Consider the following 22,454-nt stretch of genomic DNA (forward strand, 5'->3'; position numbering starts at 1 on the left):
ATTTCTTTTATTAATAACTTTTTTATTAAAATAAATACCCCTCTAGATAAAATTCTAAAAGGGGGTTCTGCAAATTTTATTGAAGTGGGTCTTGGTCCTGAATCTCTTCCACCTGATGAAAAAGGTTTTGAGTTGGTTTGTTTGATGGTGAATTCGTTATAATTTTGGAATCTAATTTGTTTCCTAATATTTCAATTGCCTTCTTTAGGTTTTCAATATCTTTTTTCGTTGCATATGATTCTTTCTCATTTATTTCAACTCAGAGATCACCACTTACCTCTAATGTTGCTGATTGCAACTTTGTAATGTCATTAATTTTTTTTATTCGAAGCTTCATCTTTAATTCATCTTCAGGAATTCTTGCTTTTCTTAGATTTTCATGGAGAATTTGCCCGTCCTTTACAAGTAACATTGGCTCACCCATGATATACTTCTTAAGCTTTGGAACATAGATTTGTAAAAGTGATAATAAAATAATGCCCGAAATAATAAGCGCGCCGTGATATACACTAATCCACGAGTCCTCTGATTTTAATGGATGAACCAAAACCGTCCCAATTCCAATCATAATGACTACTTCACCTGGTGTGGCTTGTGATATAGTGCGTTTGCCTCCCAGTCTTAATAAGATGACCGCTGAAACAAAATAGATAATTGCTTGTATCCAACCTGCCATTCTACTCCCTCCTCAAACTTAGCTTTTGTAATTCACATTAAAATATAAGCAGTTAGTGTTTAATTAAATAAAAGAAGTTTTAAAACTAAAAAAAGAGAGTTTGATGAGGGAAATAGGACAGCCTTTGGCTTATGATCAACATCTAACGGTAGCTTCCTTCTTAAAAACTAAAATGCCACTTCTCGTCGCATTAAATCAAAAGGGATAGAGTTTATAACTCTATCCCTTTTCATATATATCTTTTCTTGGTCACTTTTATGTGGATTTTAATATAACATGGCATAAAAATGATGGATATTTCCGCTTTTTTTAATATACGTTTGTCACTTTGTTTAATATAAAATGACATTTAACATGATTAATTTAATATATTTTGACATATGTTACAGTAAAAAGATGAATAAGCATATATGTTAATAGGCATTTAATACCTCCATTTTTCATAAATATAGTTAGAATGATTAAACGAATGAGGTTTAGTTAATTTACTATAAGGAAAAGTGAGGGAAACATTATATGTATATATTAAGTAAGGTTGATTTAAAAAATGATGAAATTTTAGAATCATGCCCAGTTAGCCTCATTGATGGAAGTGAAATATATTGCATGGGTATGCTAGTCAAAAGGGAATTGTGTAATGATGATTTTAAAGGTGTTTCTTATTATCAATTTGTTTACTTTTACGGAAGAAGTCCTTTGAACTTTACCAATAACGACTTTACGAGACTTCAGAAAGAATACTCCTTTGATAATAATTTGGAGATGATTGCAGATTTTAGATATTGTTACAGCGAATATAGCAATTTACCAGGTTTAGATTCAAGAAATCGAGAATTTCACGGTAAAGATACTAGTAATGGGCAGCTATGGCAAGTTTAATTTCAAAAAACTACGTTATAAATGCTTGACGTAGTTTTTTAAGATGCTTAATAGACAGTATTTTATTAAACTTCCAAATTATTAATTTTAATGTTATTTGAAATCAATTTAGCAAGTTCAGGGTGCTTCCTCCACATTATTGTTCTTCCAATAGGTAATACTTCATAAATTCCGGCTATACTTATACGTTTTGACTTATTCACTTCTAAGTAATGCATAGCCTTTTTATAGAGAGTTTCCCTTTCTTGCTCTATACGAAATAACTTCTGTACTCCCTTATATTCTGATATAACTTCATTGCCACCCCAGTTTCTTATTGTTTCTGGACTAACATTTAACGCAATACATACATTCTTAATTGTAACATCCTTGTCTTCATCTAATAATTGCTCTAATACACTATTTATGAGCCCCACTTTTTCATCTACATTAATCTTTTTATCACTTCGCTTTTGAACAGGCTTGCTTCTAAGAGCATTCATAACAAATTGATGGTATCTATACATTAAAAATATCTCATAATTTAATAACAACATAGCTTTTCTAATTTCCTTAATTCCTTTTCCTTTATTCACTAAATCCACAAACTGTAAAAGCTGCTTCTTTCTTATAGGCGATATTTTAGGCAATGATATTCCACTAACATCTCGTGTTTTAAAATATGCTATACAACGTTTTAACTGTTCTACCGATAAATTAGCCTGCTTGGCTAACTTACTAAGGGAAACACCTTCAATATTATTTATCAAAACTTTATACCCTTTTATAAAGTATGTTCTTTCAATAAAATTACCTTCTTTATCATAGGCATATTCACAATGGCAAAATCGACAGTACATATACTGTAAATGTTTTTTGCCATTTTTCTTTACCCTTAAGTTAGTATTTAATCTAATTAAATCTCCCTGATTTTTTCTACACCAAGGTGCAATACAAGTTGGTTTTGTTTGTTTAATTCTGCTTGTTTGAACAATAGAATTCACAAATTCATCTGGAACTTTCATATCATATAATGCTTGTAAACCAACGCCACATTCTAGTAACACATCTTTAATAATTGAAATATGTATAGCCTTTTTATTAATTAGTGTTCCACGAGCATATTGTAAAAGCATTGTTATCCTATTAGAATTCGATACTTCATTAGATAAATTTTTTTTATTAAATAAGTCCGACTTTTTTGATAAAATATATAATAACCTAATAGCTAATAAGGAAGTTTCTAGGTTGATTTTTGTATTATGAATAAAGGTTTCCCAAAATTCACATTTCCTTTTATCAACTTCTGAGATAACAGCTTTACTTTGTGAACGACCAACTAATGAATACTCACAGTTCGGGCATATATCAATTGAATTCATATGCTTAAAATACACTCTTTTAGAACAATTAGGACATTGCTGAACTAGATTTTCATTGTGTTCAAGACACACATTAACATCATTTATTTGCCAAATTAACTTGTGATATCCATTTTCTTTTAAACAGGTGTTGCAATAACATAAATAATCCCTCTTAACTCCTAACATTATTCTAGAATTTTCTACGTTATCTGACGCTCCCAAGTGTTCTATCACATTAAAGAAAGTGCAGCTTATTAATTCAACCTTTGAAACACCTATAAGTTCATCTAATTTATTCATATCCAACCTGGAAAACGGGGTGATATCTAGTAGTTGAAAAGAATCACGTTGAAAGTAAAGGTTAATATTTAACCTTATAGCATTTAGCAAGGATAATAAGTTAATTGAATTTATTTTTGAAAGTCGTAGTAAAAATGAGGTTAATGACTCTCCATATACTGGCGTTAACCTAATTGTAAGTGTTTTCAGTTTATCCATACCAATACCTCCCTTACCAGTATTTCCAATATAAGGGAGGTTCAATCTTTTATTCTGATATTATTTCGTTTATTGTTTTATTAATTGTATCACCTAATCTTCTAAAAATACCATTACCAGTCGATATAGATATCTCCGCTACACCTAATATTTCACTTAACTTATCCGGAGTTATTTCTTGTTTTTCTAGGTATAGCTTTTTTATTGCTTCTTTAAGCTTCTTTCTTTTTATCTCAGTCTGATTTACTTTACTTGCATTTGCTATTTTTGAAATATATTTTTTAATATCAATATGATTTCTTACTAAATAACTATATGTCTTACTAATATATTTATAAATCTCTTTAACATGTATTTGTTCTTCTTTTTCAGTTTTTGACTGAACGAGTTCATTTATTTTGTTATATATAATTATTTTTTCAGCCAATAAATTATCTCTTTTTGTATATATTGTTTCATCTTTCCTAATTTCAGCAAATAGTTCATTCTTCTCAACAATTTCCAAAGATGCAGCTATTTCTCTTACTACTAAACTAATTTCTTCATTTATTTCATCTACCAGTAGAGAATTAGGCATCTTTGTTTTCCCATCTTCTTTCTTATCCCCTCTATTCTCCTTAAAAGCAATATTACGCTGGACCTCTGGGTGCCAATATAAATAACTAAACTCCAACACCCCCCAGCCATAGCTTTTTTTTGCAGCAGATGCCATCAGTTTGAAACTGTGACTATTTTTACTAAGTATTTTAAACTGCTCTAAAACAGTATTACTAAATTGAAATTTCTCCTCATCGTTATCATCGACTTCTAATAACTGATATTGAAGAATATACCCTAATACAGAATACAGTTTAAAAATAGGAAGTTTCAGTTCCCTTTGTATAGCAGTCTTTGATACACCATTTTCATATAGTGGTTTTACTTTGTAGTAAATAAGATTTGCTTCGTCAAAAAGGCATTCCCATTTTTCGGTTTCCTTATTTACTCCAAATCTCATCCAACACCCTGTACAAACACTAACTAAGTCAAATTTATGACGGAATGGTACATATCTTTGAGTTGTACTTTTCATAATTCTTTTCATTTTAAATTTTGTACCTCTATAATTACACCACGGTGATAAGCAACGCCCTAACTTACTTACATTAGTTCTAAAAAGAGGTCTTAAATATGAAATTGGAACTTCAATATCTATTATCTCCTCTAAATTTATTCCTACATTTCGCAAAACTGAAAAGAGAAGGTTTAATGTTACCCTATCATCGCTTTTTCCTTTAACTATATTTCTCAATCTTCTCATTTGGTGTTTTTTTAATTTTATTCTATTATTATCAGCAATATAAAGAACTTGTGCTGCAAGCTTTCTGTGATTAATCGAGTTAAACTTAGGTGAAGAAGAAAGGGTTTGTATTAATTTCCAATCCTTATAACACTGTAGCTGACTTTCAATTACAAAACTATTTGTTTCTATTTGTTCCTCCTGTTCAAGGAGTAACGCCGAACAATTACAGCACTTAAATAAAGCAATATTTTCGTTTACATATGGCAAAGCATGTCCACATTTATCACATTTTGATTTTAATTTTGTAAGATGTTTATTGCATAATCGGATTTCTTTGACTTGCCATAATAGCTTATATGCACCTGTTTCTACTAAACATGATAAACAGAATTTACGATTTTTCACTTCAGTTTCTTTTAAGAATATAATTTTCCCAGCTTTATCCCCAAACCATTTAATAATAGTAGAAGAAAAAGAATGGTGGTCTATAAGATTAATAGGTAAATTGGTTATAGAGACAAAGTTTTCAATCTTAATAATATCCTTGGGATAGAAATCGAGCTTCTCTACATAACTACCAACTTTTATATATTTTTTCTCATTTCTTACCAACCTAAATAGTTGCGCTATATTTATCTTGTTAATATTAGCTAATCTCAATAAATAAGAGGATATAGATTCACCTTCGATGATATCCGGTCGTAAAGTTAGCCTACCTTTTATCATTTGTATCCCTCCTATTAATTTAATAGCTGTTCTTTAATTTTTTTGTCATCCATATCCCCAATTATATTTTGTTGAGCCTTCATTAAAATTTCTGCATCTATATTCTCCAATATCTTTAAATTGTTAAATCCAGGGTCAAAAACCCCAATTAAGCGAAAGGCTTCATTTAAGATTGGAACTAACCAACCAACTAAACCATAACTTAGGTGGTGTAAAATAATACCCAACTTGCTATTTCTGTCCGATAGACAGAAATACTTTTCAACTCCTAATTGCTTATCTATTAATTCTAGGACAGTATAAAACCTTTCATCACATTCTTGAAAATAATCAATTGTTCTTGGAGCAAACCTACCACATAACTGTGAATTTAAACTGCGAAGTTCCTCTGTATCGGGAGTGCCTACACAAACAATTGCAACATCTGTTGAATTTGTTAAATCTTTTACCAATTCCATTGACTGTTTTTTACTTATATATCTAACCGATAAGATATAATCCATTTCATCCAATATAATCATCTCAACCTTTTGTTTCCTGATTAAATGATAGACCCTTTCCTGTAGTTCATCTATTTTACCAGTTATAGTTGGTGCTCCAAGACCTGCAAGAAGTTTGAGGTAAAATCCAGAGGGCGTAAAGATAGATGGTAGCTTTACATATACAACAGGCACGACATCTACCTTTACTTCTCTGCCGTATTCATCCTTTTCTAAAGCTTCATACTTTTTATTTAAGGTTACATATCTCTTCATCATCTGGGTCTTTCCAACTCTTGATTTTCCTTTAATAAACAAATTTATTGGCGTATCATTCCCACCCGCTTCAAAATTTAATCTCCTATACATCCGACGACCATCTAACAAATTCCATATCTCTGTTACGTCAGGGTGCTCTACATAAATACTCACTACCCTCAATTGAAATTCTTTATAAGGATTCACATTTACTTCCTCCCATTTTTTTTGTTCGCAACCTCTCTATTAAACTCATTCATCAGTTCCTCTAAGCTTGAATTATTGGATATATTTTTTCCAGTAAGATTTTCAAGGTTCTCTTTACTAACTAACTCAAAACCTGTTCGCTTAGCCATTTGTTTGAATTTTTTATTTGTTTTCATTTTCTTCGCTATTTTTTCTTTGAGTAAAATCTTGCCCTTTAACAAGTGTTTTGAACCAGGTATTTGGTTTTTATTGATTTCACCGTGTTCCCTAAGTATCTCTATACGTTTCTTATAGGTATAGTAGTTTAGATTCTTTAATTCATCTGCTGGTGGATATTGCGCTGGTAAAAAGACATATTCCCTCGTTTTAGGGTCTAATACATAGATACTGGAAATATCATCGTCATCATACTTGATGATAAATTGACCTTTTTGCATACCAATATATTTTGATGTTGTTGGAGAATTGTAAATAATATTTCTAAATCGAATTCCTTCTCTTGTATACAGCCTTTTTTGTGTGGGTAGCAACTTTATACCAAATTCTCGCTCTTCTTCATGTGGTATAAAGTCAGGATATCCTCCTGTTTCAATACCATAATAATATCTTAACGTTGGGGTGGGATACTCTAACGGTAATCCTGTATGATTCTGATGATGGTATACATCAGCAATATAAGTAATAAGGATTTCTTCAATATCGCTAAGTGTGAAAACTGCCTCACTTTCAGCGTCGTAACTCCCTAATTCTTTTACGTTACTCTTTCTTGTACCAGCCATATCATGAATTAACCCCTTATTAAGGGTACCAAATAAACGCTCAATTACTCCCCCATATCTAGGAGTTCCACGAGGTCTATACATTACTTGTGACCCGAGGGTCTCATCTATAAGTTCTTTTATTGCTGCATTGTTAAATTCCGAACCATTATCAAAATATATAATACTTGGAATGCCGTACATATCCCATTCATTAACAGTGTCATACTTTTCCTTACTGTTCTTCATAAAAATACCATGCTGAATTGCCTTCCTAACTTTATTAGCTGATGGCGGTTCAAAGGAAACATGCAAACACCAAACCATCCTCGAATATAAGTCAATACCAAGGGTTATCCAAGGGCGACCAAAGTTACTTCCCGATTTATCATCTATTACATCCAAGTCCAGTTCGGTATGGTCAATTTGTATAATATGTAAGGGAGCTACAGCAATTTCATTGGAAAACCCTCGTGTTACTGAATTATATCTTTCATCAGCTAATTCCCCTAAACGCATTCTATTTTTCACCTTATCACTTAGTCTTTTCTCGATAATGTGATAAACCGTATCGTAACCTAAAGGTTTCAATCCCTTTTTGAAGCAAAGTATTTCAAGTTGTTCTGTTACCTTTTGAATAGTAGGCTTTATTTTTTTTAGGTAGTAATTTTCTATAACATTTTTTATCAACGGAACATATTTTTCGTCAACTCTCACATAAATAGTGTCTAGTATTAATTCCTTATTATGTGGGTGACATATCTCAATTAAACATTCGTCTTTTCTTATCGTCTTTACTTTAACAGACTTAGGGATTAGACCTTCTAACCCATTCTTAGGTGAGTATAATTCTGCATTCTTATAGTCTGACAAATACCGCTTCAATTGCCTTTCTGATTTTCCGTGCTGTTCCTTAATTCTTTTAAAGAGTGTCTCCTTAGTCAACTGATTTAAGGTCTCTTCTTCTTTTAGTAAATATCCGTATGCATTATGGAAAATTGCGATGGATTTCAAATCCCCTTTGCTTGCATTCTCAAATATAAGTATCGGTTTTATTAATTCAAACCGTTTGGTTACTTTTTTTCGCTGGTCCTCTGTTAATGTATCTATAATGGAACGGTACCTTTGTTCAACTATGTCATTTTGCTTTTCAACCTTTTTTATCAATGAATTAATAGGAATAAAAGTTAAGTCATTAATTAATTCCAAATAATTTATATCAGTGAGCCCTCGGTTCCCTTCAATTCTTTCTATTGTTATTAGCGGTGGCTCAAGTGCAACGACTACATGCTTTATTCCCTTAAAACTAAATTCATCCCCAACACTTAATGAAATTAATCCCATTGATTTCACTCCATTGCAGAAATAGATAACTGTTGATATATGCTACCTCTTTTAACAAAACTATCTTTGTTGATTTGTTCAAATAAATTCACTGCAAGAAACCCTCTTGCAATCATATAGAAAATAACAGGAATAACTAGTTTTTGGTCATATCCCTTTAAAGATTGTGCAAGAAACATAATACGTTCTTCCCCCATACTATCAATCTTATCTAATAACCTTGAAACTAACGGCTGGTAATAGTCTCTCTCCTTTTTGTAGTTCCACAAAAACATCGTGTTTTTCTTGAGAATTTCAGGCAGTTCCTTAGTTACAACTGTCTTATATAGCCAACCTTTTCTCTCACAAAATTTCATACATTCCCTTTTTATTTGCTTGTCTTTATGCGACTCTGGGGTATTAACTTTAATTTGTGAAAGAATTGGCTTCATACCCTGTTTAAAAATTAAAACATCAGGAACATGAATCCAACTATTTAGTTTTCCTTTTTCATCTTTATAATAAATAGGAATTTCAACAGGTTGCTCATAGTAACGTATAGTTGTAGGGTCAAGTTCCAAGATATAAAAGAGTAAGCACTCCCCCCACAACGATTCATAATACACTGGTCTCTGCATTTTATTACTCCTAAAAGAACCAATCATATGTTGCTTATATTTACTCTGTTTATTATCAACTTTCCGTTTTAGATTGTATAATTTATCCTCTAATGCCCAAAATTTATTAACCCAATCCATGAAATTTACCATCCCTATCATTTTTTATTGATAGAAAGAGTATACAACAAAAATTCATAAAGTGAAAATAAAAGTTTTCACTTTATGAACTTTTACGTTCTATAGTATATAATATATAATGTAAATTACAAATAAAGAAAAGGTGATTCTATGAGTTATTTAGGAGAAAACGTAAAAAAATATAGAAAATTAAACGGGCTAACAATTAAGGAATTAGCTTATTTATGTAAATCAAGTGTTTCTAGCATAAGTCAGATTGAAACTGGAAAAAGAGACGCAACCTTTAAAACTATATTGAAAATTTCTGAGGCACTTGGTATTGATATATCAAAATTAGTAGAATCTCCTGATAAGGTAACTTATGAACATCATATAGAGGTTTCAATTAGCTTTAGTGATTATAATATGCTTATGGGATTTTCAGATAGAGCAAAAGATTCGGAGCTTATAAGTTGGAGTATTGTAATTGATTTATCAAACAATACTATAATTGATGTTTTATATTTTAATTCACACACACATTTATTATCCTCTGAAGATTTCTTTAGTTCCGTATTGGTTCCGTACTTATCGCATCAAAGATTTGCAGTTTTAATGGACTCTTTAGATATAAATAACAAATACATTGAATTTAGAAAAAAGGGCTTAGGTTGGGATGATTTCCAACTAATATTAATGAATATTCATAAAAAGGCACTTAATAGACAAGCTAGCTCTTTAAATAAATAATTTTATTATGTATTACTAAATCAAAAACCTCGATATTAATGGTTGATTTTAATATTATTCCCTGGGCTAACTCGCTAAGATATCGTTTCTTTTGATTAATATTTCTTATTTTCGTTTTGCACTTGTACTTTTCAATAAATCAATTACATTTCGAAATCTTGATAAAAAATACCTGATTTCCCTTTATATAACTACATACATTTATAGGTAAAGGTTGTAACATGTGATACTGAGGTGGTTTACATGTTTGTGAGTCCAATGTTGCTTCACAAAAGCGATGAGCCCTTTGAAAGCAACGTTTATTTTACAGAATTAAAATTTGATGGTATTAGACTGTTATTATCTAAGTTTGATAACAAAGTTCGTTTATATACACGCCATAACAATGACGTTACCTCCTTGTTCAAGGAACTACACGATATAAACATTCCAAACGGAACTGTTTTGGACGGAGAATTAATTGTTCCCGGAGTTAAAGGAAAACCTGAGTTCGAACTAATGATGGAGAGATTCTCGTCTAATAAATCGAATCATTTCATTCAATATGTGGTCTTTGACATAATTAAATACAACAGCCAGGACCTTACTTTCACCCCCTTATATGAAAGAAAACAAATTTTGGATGAAGTTATTTCAGATTCTAAACACGTTGTCAAATCTCAATATATAGAAGGAAATGGGGTTGCCTATTTCGATTTGATAAAACAACAAGGTCTTGAGGGAATAGTATTGAAAAACAAGAATTCTAAATACCAAACCAATAAGCGTAGCCATGACTGGTTAAAAGTTATTAATTATCAATATAAAGACGTTTATATTACTGGCTTAAAAAAAGCTGAATTTGGCGCTGTGTTATCTTTCGAAGATGGAAGATATTTAGGAATCATGGAATTCATGCCTCTAGAATCACGAAAAAGATTGCATTCAATGAAGAAAATTATCGGGGAAACCGAAAAATATATTAATATAGAACCAGTTAAGTGCAATGTTAAATACAGAAATTTAACAAGTAAGGGATTATTGCGAATACCCTCATTTCATACATGGATTTCATAATAGTAAAATTCATTTGTATATCTTCTTTTAAAAAAAGTCCTCGACACAATTCGAGGACTTTTAAGAAAAAAATGTATATACTATTTTAAATTAATATCATTTTTTTAGTCTTCCTAATTGGTAAAATATAAAAATGAAAATTGCTGATAAGACAACTAATATTGTTAGAAATAAAAACACGCTTTCTTCGTTTGGAGGAATGAAAATAGAAATGAAATAAATAAGAACAAATGGAGTTATGTACATCAATATGACTGACAACCATTCTAATCTTCTTCCCTTGTCAAACACAACTCCCCAAACCACAGTTCCATATATAATCAATACGGTTAATTCTGTTCCATACCTCAACTTATCACCTTTTTCTTTTAGAGTTTTCTTAAATTGGTTATATAAACAGCATTATCAGGGTTGTTTTTATCAATAATAGAGTCTTTAGTTATGTTAAAACGACTCATATCTAATCCTTTTCTTAAACTCTTAAAATATTCCCTAGCTTCTTTTTCCGTATAAAATATTTCTGTTTGTCCTAACTCTCCCCAACACTCTACAATCCAATCTTTCTCCATGATATCAGTCCTCATATGGTCCGTAATGTTTTTATGTTTGTATGTTTGTATGTTTGTATTTTTGCGTTTTTTACACATCATCAAATGTATATTTTTAAGGTGGCGTTCTTGAACCATCGGAAGTAAGTTCACCTATGCCTACATTAAATTGCCTCTATACCTCATTGTGAGTGACATAATGGGCTTTCTTAGATATTATTTGGGTTGTAAGTCACCCAAATAACACCTAATTCTCAACTTTAAATATTAATTGAATTTATTTTAGATTGGGATTCCTTAATTGCATTGTCCACTCTCCATTATTACAAGTAAAATAAACCCCTAAATTATTTTCAGCCTTATCAAACGGGAATTCCTTATTAACTTCAACCTTTTCTATAAAAGAATAATCAGGACTACAGAGAAAGGTATTTCCTTCAAAGCCCTTTGCACTTAACACCATACCGCCAATTGAAATATTTTCTTTAAAGATGAAGTTTGGAATTTTCACCATTTTATTCGTAAAATTAGTTCCATTGGATTTTAAAAGTGAAACCCAATGGAGTGTATTCTCGGTAATACCTCTAAGCTTATCCACTGAATCAATAATATACTGCTTTAAACTTCTAACACTTAATTCTTCATACTCCGGGTCTAACGCAGTTCCTAACTCTGTTGCTGCAACTCTTGAATGGACACCTGCCAAGTATATTTTAGCAGCATACCAGTTTGGTAATCCCAATTGAACCAATACAGCTAATGTTTCGTATTCTTTAGCACCCTCATTATCGTTTAACTCAGACAACATCCTTGTTATTGCATGTATGCCCCATGGTAATGTATAACCATAGTATTCGTTAATGTTTTTGAGAGTTCTTTCATCAAGAGAAGAAATTGATTCCCCAGTTATCCATAGTTCCCTTACGTCATCGTCTATTTCATGATTATCAAATTGCTTTGACGGGAATCTTGATATAAATAACTCTGTTTCCTTTAAAAAGTTTAATAAATCCTCGATAGCTTTATTAGATTTTTGATATTTCTCCACAATATCTAATACAATTGGTAGCTCACTTCTGATAAATAGCCCTGAGCGAATTGGAATACTGGATGACACCAATCCCTTCCAATGCTGAGGCTCACCTGCCAACTTTAATACCCCCTCATTTCTAGCCTTTAGAAATGAAATAATGTCAGTTTCATTTATTCTTTTTTTAAAATATTTAGCTTGAATATAAGCTAATGAACGTCTAAAGTAATCATCTATCCATTCGGAAGAATTTTCACATTCATAGCTATTGAATTCTATATTTAACGCCAACAATGTATCGTCTATCCAGTCAAATATGGTTAAAAAGTTACTAGTGTACCTTTCTTCTAAACTGGAATAATCATTTTCTGATATCATTTGGAGTAGTGTTTCAAAACTTACATCCGTTGCTATTGCAACACGATACACATAATCAACAATATGCAGTAATCCACTAACAGCTTTATCCTGATTTCCACTTTCAAAATATTCAAATGCCAGTCTTCTATCCCTTCTAGCACTCCATGAACCCGAACCTCCACTTGCGTCAACTACAAAGAGGATTTTGCCTTCTCTGTCTACAAAACTTCGCCCAGCACGTCCAGCAATATTCCAAAAGTCATTATTACTAATTTTATTTTCACCGTCATACCAGACATTCGAAAAGATAACAGTTGATACCCCTATGTTAACACCTTGCCCTAGAGTAGATGTAGCAACGATTATCTTGGGATTACCCTTTCTAATTAATTTTTCCATTGCTAATCTAACCTCAGAAGGTAAACCGGAATGGTGGCATAATACTCCATACTTTGCACATTGGTAAACCTTTGATTCTTCACCGTATGCTTCATCACAAGCTAATTTAAAAATATTCCATTCAGCGTTACTGTTCCAAATATGTTCTTCTTTATCTTCCCCCATTGCCCGTATGATTTCCTGTGCTTGGGACAAGACCATATTCTTTCTACAAACAAAAACTAATACGGAGCCAGAGTTACTTAGCTTTAATGAAGCTGCTGCAACTGCCTGCTTTTTCTCTCTAGGAAAGCTATACTCAGACCTAGCCCTCTTAACCATAAACGGATTAATGAAGCTCCGATTAAATGACTCGATTTCACCTTTCCAAGTAATATTTACATTACTACCAGTGTATTCAAGTAGTCCAAATCTTTGAGAGGATGGTCGCCAATCTGAATTAACTTCCATTGTTTCATTCCCAGATATCCAACTTGCAATCTCTGATGAATTCGGTAACACCGCTGAAAGAAGAATCATTTTCCCCCGGTTTCTATTTAGATGAATTCTTAACTCTTCTATGAATACTTCACTTAAAACCTGTCTCTCTTCCGGTCCAATTAAATGTCCTTCATCAATAATTACGAGTTTTATATTCGATTTAACATCGGAGTTACTTCTTAATATAGCTTTTGCTTTCTCAGGAGTCGCTATGATAATATTAGATTCATTTATTAATGTCTCATCAAGTTTACTAAACTGTGAACCACCATATAGATGAGATACTTCAAATCCTAGTGGTTCGAACACCTTTGAAATTGAATCCTCTACCTCATAAGCTAATGACCGAAATGGAGCCAGATAAAGTATTTTATCTTCAGACCCTTTTACTAGACAATCTAGTATTGTAATCTCCGCAATTCTTGTTTTTCCCGCACTTGTAGGTAGACTTACAACTCCTCCTTTATCATCTAATACCACCGGCAAAGAAATTTTCTGGGAATGAAAAATCTCTACTACGGGACTCTTTTGGAAAGCCATCGATGCTATATAACTTCTTACTGTATTATCTTCTCCATTCATATATGGAGGAATCGTCTTCCACAAAGAATTCTCCTGAAACCCATCAACGATTAACATAAATAGTCGTATAACCCACCACAAAGATGGTTCTGCATCAACTTCCAATAGTTCTAATAAGTCTATTAAGTATTCCTTTGCCTTTTTTAGCCATAATTCACTTCCTGAAAAGATAAATTCTAGCAAGCTTGATAATGATTTTGAAAGGATTAGAACGTATATCCTATTATTCGCTAATTTCTCATCATCCAACTCTGATATAGTTTTATCACTATATTCACCGCTCAAAAATATTTCAGAAAGGGATTTATCCAATTCTGAATACTTCCTTCTTAAGAACTCGGATATTAATTTTGCAATTATTGTATCAAAACTGATATTCTTCAATACTATAAAAGACTTTGAGTATTGATTAGCTGAATAAAAGGCAAGAGAACTTGTTAAAATGAAATATGTACTAAACTCATTTCTATTAGCAATTGGACTATAGATGTTTTCTAAAATAGCGGCACCCTTTTCTAAAGGGAAAATCGATTGACTAATATTTTTGTTTTCAGCAAAGGAACATCCAATTGACAAGTAGGACATAGCTATACCAGTTAGTCTTTCATCTAAGTCAGTTGAGTAATTCGGAAAATTCGCAAACGGTTCCTGAACATTAAAAAGGATGTAGCGTGAATCACTTTGGGCAAAATAGTTTTGAATGAGTTTATCACTTTCTAGCCTTTCCAATAAAGCCTCTGCTTTTTCAATCTGCATTCTCAATACCCCTTTTCAATTTCTCATTTGCTAGGGCAAAACTTTGGGATATTAATTCTTCAGGCTTATCTAATCCTAATGATAAAAAAATAAAACTAGGGTTCTCAGAATATAAATTGTTTTCAACGTTTGTAGCTGTATTATGATTACTTAGAAGAAACCCAACATTGACCACTGGAACTATCCCCTGTTTAACATCAATATTTAATTCTTCTAATTTATCTGCGAGCTCTTCTTCACCCAATTCGCTAAGTCTATTAGCAACAAAAAGTATTGATAAAGGCAGTTTTAGGGTTTTTCCAAATTCATCTGTTATTTCCTCAACAGCAGCTTTATTTGGTGTTTTTCTGAACTTCGATTCACCTAGAATAACCTTATCGGCAAGATTTTCCTTATTGAAAAGTAGTACGTCATCCCCCTTTATAGATTGACTCACATTTGGGTTATAACGTAATTTATATAATAATAGTTGAAGTTGGGTTGACTCCTGGAGATATTCCGCAAGAACTATCTCCGCTCCATTTCCTCTCATTGTTTTTTCAGCAACAGGCAGCATTTGCTGCTGATTTAAATACTCATTTAGTCCATATTTTCTTACTATCATTTCTCTTTTTCGTTTTAATCTAGCAATTGTTGAATCCGCGATATGATGGGTAATTATCCAATCTGAGATTTGTTCAACTGCAAATTCACGCATTCCCTCTGTTTCGCTTAATTTCCTATGTATTTTATTATTTAAAACAGGTAAATCCTCGTGAGACAACCACTCCGCAAAAATGGATTTATTAGGGTGCCCTCCTATAAGTTCACATTGACCTGAAATTGAATCATTCAAATCATTCCCCCCAAAATTAGAGCAGAAGCTAACTTACTTCTGCTCATCTTAGTTAGTAAGATTAAAAATAGGATGCTTGCACATAAGATAGTGTAATACGTTATATCTAAACCAAAAATAAAGATTTTCCGTTTAGTCCTCAGTTGATAGTAATGATAGAATTGAAGTGTTTTAGGTATAATAAACTCAGATATTTAGTTCAAACTCCATCTGTGCCATCAACTCAGCCTGCTTAACTACTGTCTCTACTGCTTCCTTCTGTAAATCTGGTGGATAACCGTATTTCTTTAAGAGTCGCTTCACTGTTACTCGCATTTTAGCTCTTGCGGATTCACGTAGATTCCAGTCGATGCTCATATTCACTTTAATCGACTTTGAAAGTTCGTGCGCAATGAGTTTTAGTGTATCATCGCCTAATACTTGCTCTGCTGTTTCATGTGATGCTAGTGCATCATAGAAGGCAATTTCTTCTTTAACAAGACCTGTTTGCTCTCCTCGTTTATATGCCTCATCCATTTCCTTAGCCAATGCAATCAATTCTTCAATAACCTTGGATGTTTCAATCGCTCGTTTATTGTATTTGTTGAGTGCGCCTTCAAGCATTTCAGAAAATTTACGAGCCTGTATTAAGTTCGTTCGCTGCACACTTCTCACTTTGCCGTTTAACAAACGATTCAGTAACTCAACCGCTAAGTTCTTATGAGGCATTGCCTTCACATCTTCTAAGAACTTATCTGATAAAATCGAAATATCTGGATTCTCTAAGCCTAGCGATTCATAAATATCGACTACTTCTTCTGAAATAACTGACCTCGAAATCAACTGATTAATTCTTGCTTCCATTTGAGCGTTCGTTTTCTTCTTACTATTGTCACCAATGCTCTTTACTAGACTTGCTTTTACAGCCTTAAAGAATCCAATTACTGCATTTAGTTCCTGTGCTTCTGGTGTAGTGGCACATAAGGCAAACGCTTTTGAAAGCTCCGTTACCGTGGTTAAAAAACGTTTCTTTGCTTCTTCACCCAGACCGAGAACAAAGTCCATTGTTGAGATAATGGCATTCATTCGGAGCGTTGCCTTATCAGATAAATAGCCACTATAATCATGTCCATACAACATTTCAATAAGCACTTCATACTTCTCTAGTAAGATATTCACCGCAACAGCTGTATCTACACCAGCAGTATTTTTATCACTTTCCGTGTATTGATGTAACGCTTCTTTCAAGCTTTCTGCTATACCAATATAATCAACTATTAATCCGCCAGGCTTGTCCTTGAACACACGATTTACACGAGCAATGGCTTGCATCAAATTATGCCCTTTCATAGGCTTGTCGATATACATAGTGTTCATTGCTGGAACATCAAATCCTGTAAGCCACATATCCCGTACAATGACGATTTGTAATGGGTCTTCATTATCTTTCATGCGTCTTGCCAAATACTCGCGTCTCTTTTTATTCCCAATGAACTTCTGCCATTCTACAGGGTCACTTGATGCTCCTGTCATGACAATTTTAATCACGCCTTTATCATCGTCATCGGAATGCCACTCAGGACGCAATGCGATAATTTCCTTATATAAATCAATCGCAATGCGACGAGACATCACGACCACCATCGACTTTCCGAACATAGCCTGTCGCCGTTCTTCATAATGCTTCACAACATCCTCAGCTAATCGCTTCACTCGTGACTCAGCTCCGGCTAATGCCTCAAGTCTTGACCATTTAGATTTCAAACGCTCTTTAACGGATTGTTCTTGGTCTTCTGTAATCTCTTCATACTCATCATCTAGTCGAAGGTCACTCGGTAAATCTAGTGGAATAATACGACTCTCATAAAAGATTTTCACGGTTGAACCATCTTCCACAGCCTGTGTCATATCATATATATCAATGTATTCACCGAAAACAGCAGGTGTGTTTTTATCTGTTGCTTCCACAGGCGTTCCAGTGAACCCTACAAACGAAGCATTCGGAAGAGCATCACGAACATATTTCGCAAATCCATACTTCGTTTCAGCATCGTTTCCACGAACTGTTGCCCCAAATCCATATTGCGACCGGTGGGCTTCATCCGCCATGACAATTACGTTTGAACGGTCGGTTAAACATGGCATGATGCCTGTATCTTCATCAGGGGAAAATTTTTGTAGCGTAGTAAAAATAATACCTCCAGATTCGACCGACAGCAATTGTCGCAGTTCATCACGACTATTTGCTTGGCTTGGTGTTTGACGTAAAATACTATTTGAAATTGAGAACGTATTAAACAGTTGGTCATCTAAATCATTACGGTCCGTCAACACCACAATCGTTGGATTGTTCATAGCTTGAATGAGTTTCCCTGCATAGAACACCATCGATAAACTCTTTCCAGAGCCTTGTGTATGCCATATAACCCCGATTTTACGGTCTCCTTGCACAGCCACTTTCGCTTTCTCTACCGCTTTATTCACAGCATGGAACTGATGATATGCAGCTAAAATTTTGTATATATTCTCTCCATCTGTTTGGAACAAAATGAAGTTACGTAAGATATCCATAAAACGACTTGGTTCGAGCATTCCTTTTAACAACACTTCTAATTGTGATAGAGAAGTAGGAGCAAGTTCAAGCCCCTTAATCGTCCGCCATTTCATAAAACGTTCCTCATTTGACGTTAAAGAACCGACACGAGCGTTTACCCCATCACTCGATACTAAAAAAGCATTGTAACGGAATAAAGAAGGAATGGCTTGCTTATAGGTTTGAAGCTGATTATAGCCCTCTGAAATCCCTGTTGATTCATTTGTAGCATTCTTTAACTCAATCACTACTAAAGGTAAGCCATTTACGAAAACGAGCACATCAGGGCGTTTATTTTGATTTCCTTCAATAATCGTGAACTGATTGACTGCCACAAAATCGTTATTTGTTGGTTGTTTAAAATCAAACAACCATACCTTTTCAGTTGGATTGTATCCATCCCCGCCTTGAAGTTCTATATCCAAACCATCTGTCACCAAGTGATGGAATTTTTCATTATTTACTATCAAACTTGGTGATTCATTTGCTTCAATTTTTTGAACAGCCAATTCAATAGCTTCATATGGTACAGTAGGATTAATCCGACGCAGTGCCTCCGTTAAACGCTCTGTTAACACCACATCTTGGTAACTTTCACGTTCAGGATACTCTCCTTCATGAGCAATATCGGGACCAGCCAAGATGGTATAATCCATCTCAGTCATCCATTCCAACGTAGCTTCTTCTAAATCAGACTCTAAATACTTAAACATCTAATTCACCACACATTCGTCTGGGATTTCAATCTCTCCGGAGAGGACTTTCGGGAGTAAGGTATCTCTTAATTCGATTAATTTTCTATTTTCCCTTTTCAACTCAAATTGCAGTTCATGCATACCTTCTAGAACCTTTATAAGTTCGACCAATATTTTTTTTGGGGGAATAGCAAATTTAAAATTAGCTAAAATACTAAATGTTATTTGAGGAAATGTCCCTGAACGGTCCTCTGCAATTTGTTGTAACTCACCTACTGTGCTTGGCATTGTTAGCCATAGATATAATAGCTTACTCGAATAAATGGCTTCATTCACACGTAAAACCATTAGTTTAGTCGATACCACATATTCGTCAGCATTAAAATTCACATAAGCATATCTTTTATTTTTAGGTCGAATCTCACTATATAAAATATCACCGTTTTGAATTAACTTTTTAGCTTGTCCGGGCATTTTCTCTGTAGCACTTAATTCAACATTCTCTACCTGTCCTTCTGAAATATCCGATGTATTTAAAAATCTCGCAAATTTTACTTCCTTCTTGTTTATTGATTCAGAAATACTTTGAGTAAAATCATTAAGATTATAAATACTCCATCCCATAGGTATCTTCCCTAACTCACTATCCACCATCTTGCCACCACTTGATTTATATGGAAACCCTTCTTCATTCGGAAACTCAAAATCAATGAACCAGCGTTTGAAAAGGGTTTGGGAGATTTCTTCTGAATTTTTTATTATTCGATTATTTAAATCCAATTTATCTGTAAGTAAATCTAAATAATAAACAATTTTCTTTTGTTCGCTTAATGAAGGAAGATTAATTTGAATACTTTCAATAATATTTCGCTTAGCCAAATTAACTTGAACGCTTCCAATAGAACGCTCTATTAAATTTGACCGTCCTTGCTTAGATGAAAAATAATACTTTAAAAATTTAGGTAAGACTATATTTATATTAGGTCTTAAAATCAATAAGGCTTGACTAATTATTCCTTTAACATCATCCTCTTCAATCAATGAAACAAATCCAACAGTACCAGAACAACTAATGATTAAATCATTAGTCTTTACTGTAAACCTTTTTAAAGTTTCATATTTTTCTTCATCAATAAAGTATCTGAACTCCCTGTTATTATAAATAGCATTTTGTTGCTCATAAACAGGTATACCTATTTCTTTCATTTCGCCTCTTTTCAACGCTGAACCAAAAGGACCTCTTATATAGCCTTTATCCTCTAAAATATCACCCAAATTATAATTCATATCCAATCCCCCCTAATGCACGGCGGATTTGTTCTTCTAGACCTTTTGATTTCGCAAACTGCTCAGATATTTCTGTTGTTAAACGTGTCATTTTTTCTTCAAATGGCTCGTCATCTTCTTCTTCTTCTTCTAACCCCACATAACGACCTGGAGTTAAGATATATTCATTATTTCGTACTTCTTCTAATGTTGTAGCTTTACAGAAGCCTTGTACATCTGCGTATGCTTCATCTAAGGTTCCACGCCATGTATGGAATGCTTTTGTAATCTTTTCAATATCAGCATCCGCAAATTCTTTATGCGTACGGTCTGCCATAAATCCTAATTTCCTTGCATCAATGAATAGAATTTCTCCATTACGAGCACGTTTGCCTGTTTTGGATTTATTTTTAGATACAAACCAAATACAAACAGGAATTTGCGTTGAATAGAACAATTGACCTGGTAACGTCACAATACACTCAACTAAATCAGCTTCAATTAAGTTTTTACGAATTTCACCTTCACCAGCAGTATTACTAGACATAGAACCATTCGCTAGAACAAAACCTGCTGTTCCTACTGGTGCTAACTTTGAAACCATGTGCTGAATCCATGCATAGTTCGCATTACCGGTTGGTGGTGTACCATACTGCCAACGGACATCTTCACGCAGTTTATCTCCACCCCAATCTTTTATGTTGAATGGTGGGTTAGCCAATATGAAATCTGCCTTTAATCCCTTATGTAAATCATTTAGGAAAGTATCCGCATTATGACTTCCAATATTTCCATCAATCCCGCGAATCGCTAAATTCATCTTGCAAAGCTTCCATGTTGTAGGATTTGATTCTTGTCCATAAACAGCAATATCCCCTAGTTTCCCTTGATGTTCTTCCACAAACTTTTCACTTTGCACGAACATCCCACCTGAACCACAACAAGGGTCATAAATACGTCCCTTATATGGCTCTAACATTTCAACAAGCAAACGAACCACCGAAGATGGAGTATAGAACTCTCCTCCGTTCTTACCCTCTGCACTAGCGAACTTACTCAAGAAATATTCATACACTCGTCCTAATACATCTTTTGAACGACTTTCTTCATCACCAACTTTAAAAGAAAACAAATCAATCGTTTCCCCAAGGCGAACTTTATCAAGAGCAGGACGTGCATAATCTTTCGGGAGAACACCTTGTAATGATGAATTCTCTTTCTCGATTGCAATCATCGCTTTATCAATTATCTGACCAATTTCTGGCTTCTTTGCGTTATCTTTAATGAATGACCAGCGGGCTTCTTTCGGAACCCAGAAGATATTGTCCATCACATATTCATCACGGTCTTCTGCATCTGCAAGCTCATCTTCCTCAAGTTCTGCATGTCGTTCTTCAAATGCATCTGATACATATTTCAAAAATAATAATCCTAATACAACATTTTTATATTCACCCGAATCCATTGAACCACGTAATTTATCAGCCATACTCCATAGTTGTTCTTCAAAACCAATGTTTGCTGTTGCCATATGTATATCCTCCTAGTCAATCCTACTCTTGCATTATCAAATATAAATATAATTGTACAGTAAAACTCAACTATTGGTAATAATTTACCTAATTAAAAAACAGTAACTCAAATTGCTACTGCTGTCATTATTTTACACCGCTATAAAGGTATTTAATAGGTTAATGTTGATTATATCTTTTAAGGTAATAATCCATATTCAATTCTACAAAACCCACATTAAACGACACCATAGCATTTATAGATATTAATATAATCAAAGGTAGAAGGTGAATACAGATTCAGAAGTATGAATTCAGAATTGAGAATCAAGAAAAAAATTCAAAAGGAATTCAACAAATTCGATGCGTGTAAGGGAAAAGTGTATGAATTAGTAAAAGGAGTATTTCATCGTTTTTATTGGAAATAATTTTTAGTAATCTCCTCCTT

General features: G+C 33.3%; 16 protein-coding genes. 3 read left to right on the top strand and 13 right to left on the bottom strand.

The features are described from left to right. Positions 1–259: 259 nt before the first annotated feature. Positions 260–676, bottom strand: coding sequence for a DUF421 domain-containing protein (locus BK579_RS00695; protein WP_078543085.1), 417 nt, complete (start codon positions 674–676; stop codon positions 260–262). A 516-nt stretch (positions 677–1,192) separates the two neighbouring features. Between BK579_RS00695 and BK579_RS00700 the strand changes: the two genes are divergently transcribed. Then, positions 1,193–1,555 carry a hypothetical protein gene (locus BK579_RS00700; RefSeq protein ID WP_078543086.1) on the top strand — a complete coding sequence of 121 codons (363 nt, stop codon included), beginning with the start codon at positions 1,193–1,195 and terminating at the stop codon, positions 1,553–1,555. A gap of 65 nt (positions 1,556–1,620) precedes the next feature. Here BK579_RS00700 and BK579_RS00705 read toward each other — a convergent pair whose 3' ends face one another. Genes BK579_RS00705 through BK579_RS00725 form a run of 5 tightly spaced genes read right to left on the bottom strand, consistent with a single transcriptional unit; the run spans position 1,621 to position 9,187 of the window. Beyond that, the gene (locus BK579_RS00705) at positions 1,621–3,396 is read right to left on the bottom strand and encodes a TniQ family protein (RefSeq protein WP_078543087.1); all 1,776 of its coding nucleotides are present in this window, start codon (positions 3,394–3,396) and stop codon (positions 1,621–1,623) included. Positions 3,397–3,445: 49 nt separating this feature from the next. Next, positions 3,446–5,404 carry a TniQ family protein gene (locus tag BK579_RS00710; RefSeq protein WP_078543088.1) on the bottom strand — a complete coding sequence of 653 codons (1,959 nt, stop codon included), beginning with the start codon at positions 5,402–5,404 and terminating at the stop codon, positions 3,446–3,448. A gap of 14 nt (positions 5,405–5,418) precedes the next feature. Beyond that, entirely contained in the window at positions 5,419–6,348 is a 930-nt protein-coding gene (locus tag BK579_RS00715) for a TniB family NTP-binding protein (protein WP_078543089.1), read from the bottom strand. 2 nt (positions 6,349–6,350) lie between these two features. Beyond that, positions 6,351–8,450, bottom strand: a complete 2,100-nt coding sequence (locus BK579_RS00720) for a Mu transposase C-terminal domain-containing protein (RefSeq protein WP_078543090.1) — start codon at positions 8,448–8,450, stop codon at positions 6,351–6,353. 5 nt (positions 8,451–8,455) lie between these two features. After that, positions 8,456–9,187 carry a PDDEXK family nuclease gene (locus BK579_RS00725; RefSeq protein WP_078543091.1) on the bottom strand — a complete coding sequence of 244 codons (732 nt, stop codon included), beginning with the start codon at positions 9,185–9,187 and terminating at the stop codon, positions 8,456–8,458. Between the two features lie 150 nt (positions 9,188–9,337). Between BK579_RS00725 and BK579_RS00730 the strand changes: the two genes are divergently transcribed. Together BK579_RS00730 and BK579_RS00735 are read left to right on the top strand one after the other, a co-directional pair. Beyond that, positions 9,338–9,916, top strand: coding sequence for a helix-turn-helix domain-containing protein (locus BK579_RS00730; RefSeq protein ID WP_078543092.1), 579 nt, complete (start codon positions 9,338–9,340; stop codon positions 9,914–9,916). A 243-nt stretch (positions 9,917–10,159) separates the two neighbouring features. Next, complete coding sequence (locus BK579_RS00735; protein WP_078543093.1) at positions 10,160–10,972, top strand: ATP-dependent DNA ligase; 813 nt, start codon at positions 10,160–10,162, stop codon at positions 10,970–10,972. A 96-nt stretch (positions 10,973–11,068) separates the two neighbouring features. On the opposite strand, the gene BK579_RS00740 is transcribed toward BK579_RS00735, so the two are convergent. The 7 genes from BK579_RS00740 to BK579_RS00770 form a co-directional block, all read right to left on the bottom strand. Continuing rightward, positions 11,069–11,323, bottom strand: a complete 255-nt coding sequence (locus BK579_RS00740; RefSeq protein WP_078543094.1) for a hypothetical protein — start codon at positions 11,321–11,323, stop codon at positions 11,069–11,071. A gap of 17 nt (positions 11,324–11,340) precedes the next feature. Then, positions 11,341–11,658, bottom strand: coding sequence for a hypothetical protein (locus BK579_RS25970; RefSeq protein ID WP_078543095.1), 318 nt, complete (start codon positions 11,656–11,658; stop codon positions 11,341–11,343). A gap of 139 nt (positions 11,659–11,797) precedes the next feature. Then, positions 11,798–15,127 carry a DEAD/DEAH box helicase gene (locus BK579_RS00750; RefSeq protein WP_078543096.1) on the bottom strand — a complete coding sequence of 1,110 codons (3,330 nt, stop codon included), beginning with the start codon at positions 15,125–15,127 and terminating at the stop codon, positions 11,798–11,800. Next, positions 15,117–15,962: a Hachiman antiphage defense system protein HamA gene (locus BK579_RS00755; RefSeq protein WP_235848305.1), complete on the bottom strand. Its 846-nt coding sequence runs from the start codon at positions 15,960–15,962 to the stop codon at positions 15,117–15,119. Before BK579_RS00755 ends, BK579_RS00750 begins: the two co-directional genes overlap by 11 nt. Before the next feature lie 186 nt (positions 15,963–16,148). Continuing rightward, the gene (locus BK579_RS00760) at positions 16,149–19,247 is read right to left on the bottom strand and encodes a type I restriction endonuclease subunit R (protein WP_078543097.1); all 3,099 of its coding nucleotides are present in this window, start codon (positions 19,245–19,247) and stop codon (positions 16,149–16,151) included. Then, positions 19,248–20,516 (bottom strand): restriction endonuclease subunit S, encoded by a 1,269-nt coding sequence (locus BK579_RS00765; protein ID WP_078543098.1) that lies wholly within the window; start codon positions 20,514–20,516, stop codon positions 19,248–19,250. Further along, positions 20,506–22,026, bottom strand: coding sequence for a class I SAM-dependent DNA methyltransferase (locus BK579_RS00770; protein ID WP_078543099.1), 1,521 nt, complete (start codon positions 22,024–22,026; stop codon positions 20,506–20,508). The genes BK579_RS00765 and BK579_RS00770 overlap by 11 nt, the downstream gene beginning before the upstream one ends. Between the last annotated feature and the right edge of the window lie 428 nt (positions 22,027–22,454).

Source organism: Litchfieldia alkalitelluris (assembly GCF_002019645.1).
Classification (GTDB): domain Bacteria; phylum Bacillota; class Bacilli; order Bacillales; family Bacillaceae_L; genus Litchfieldia; species Litchfieldia alkalitelluris.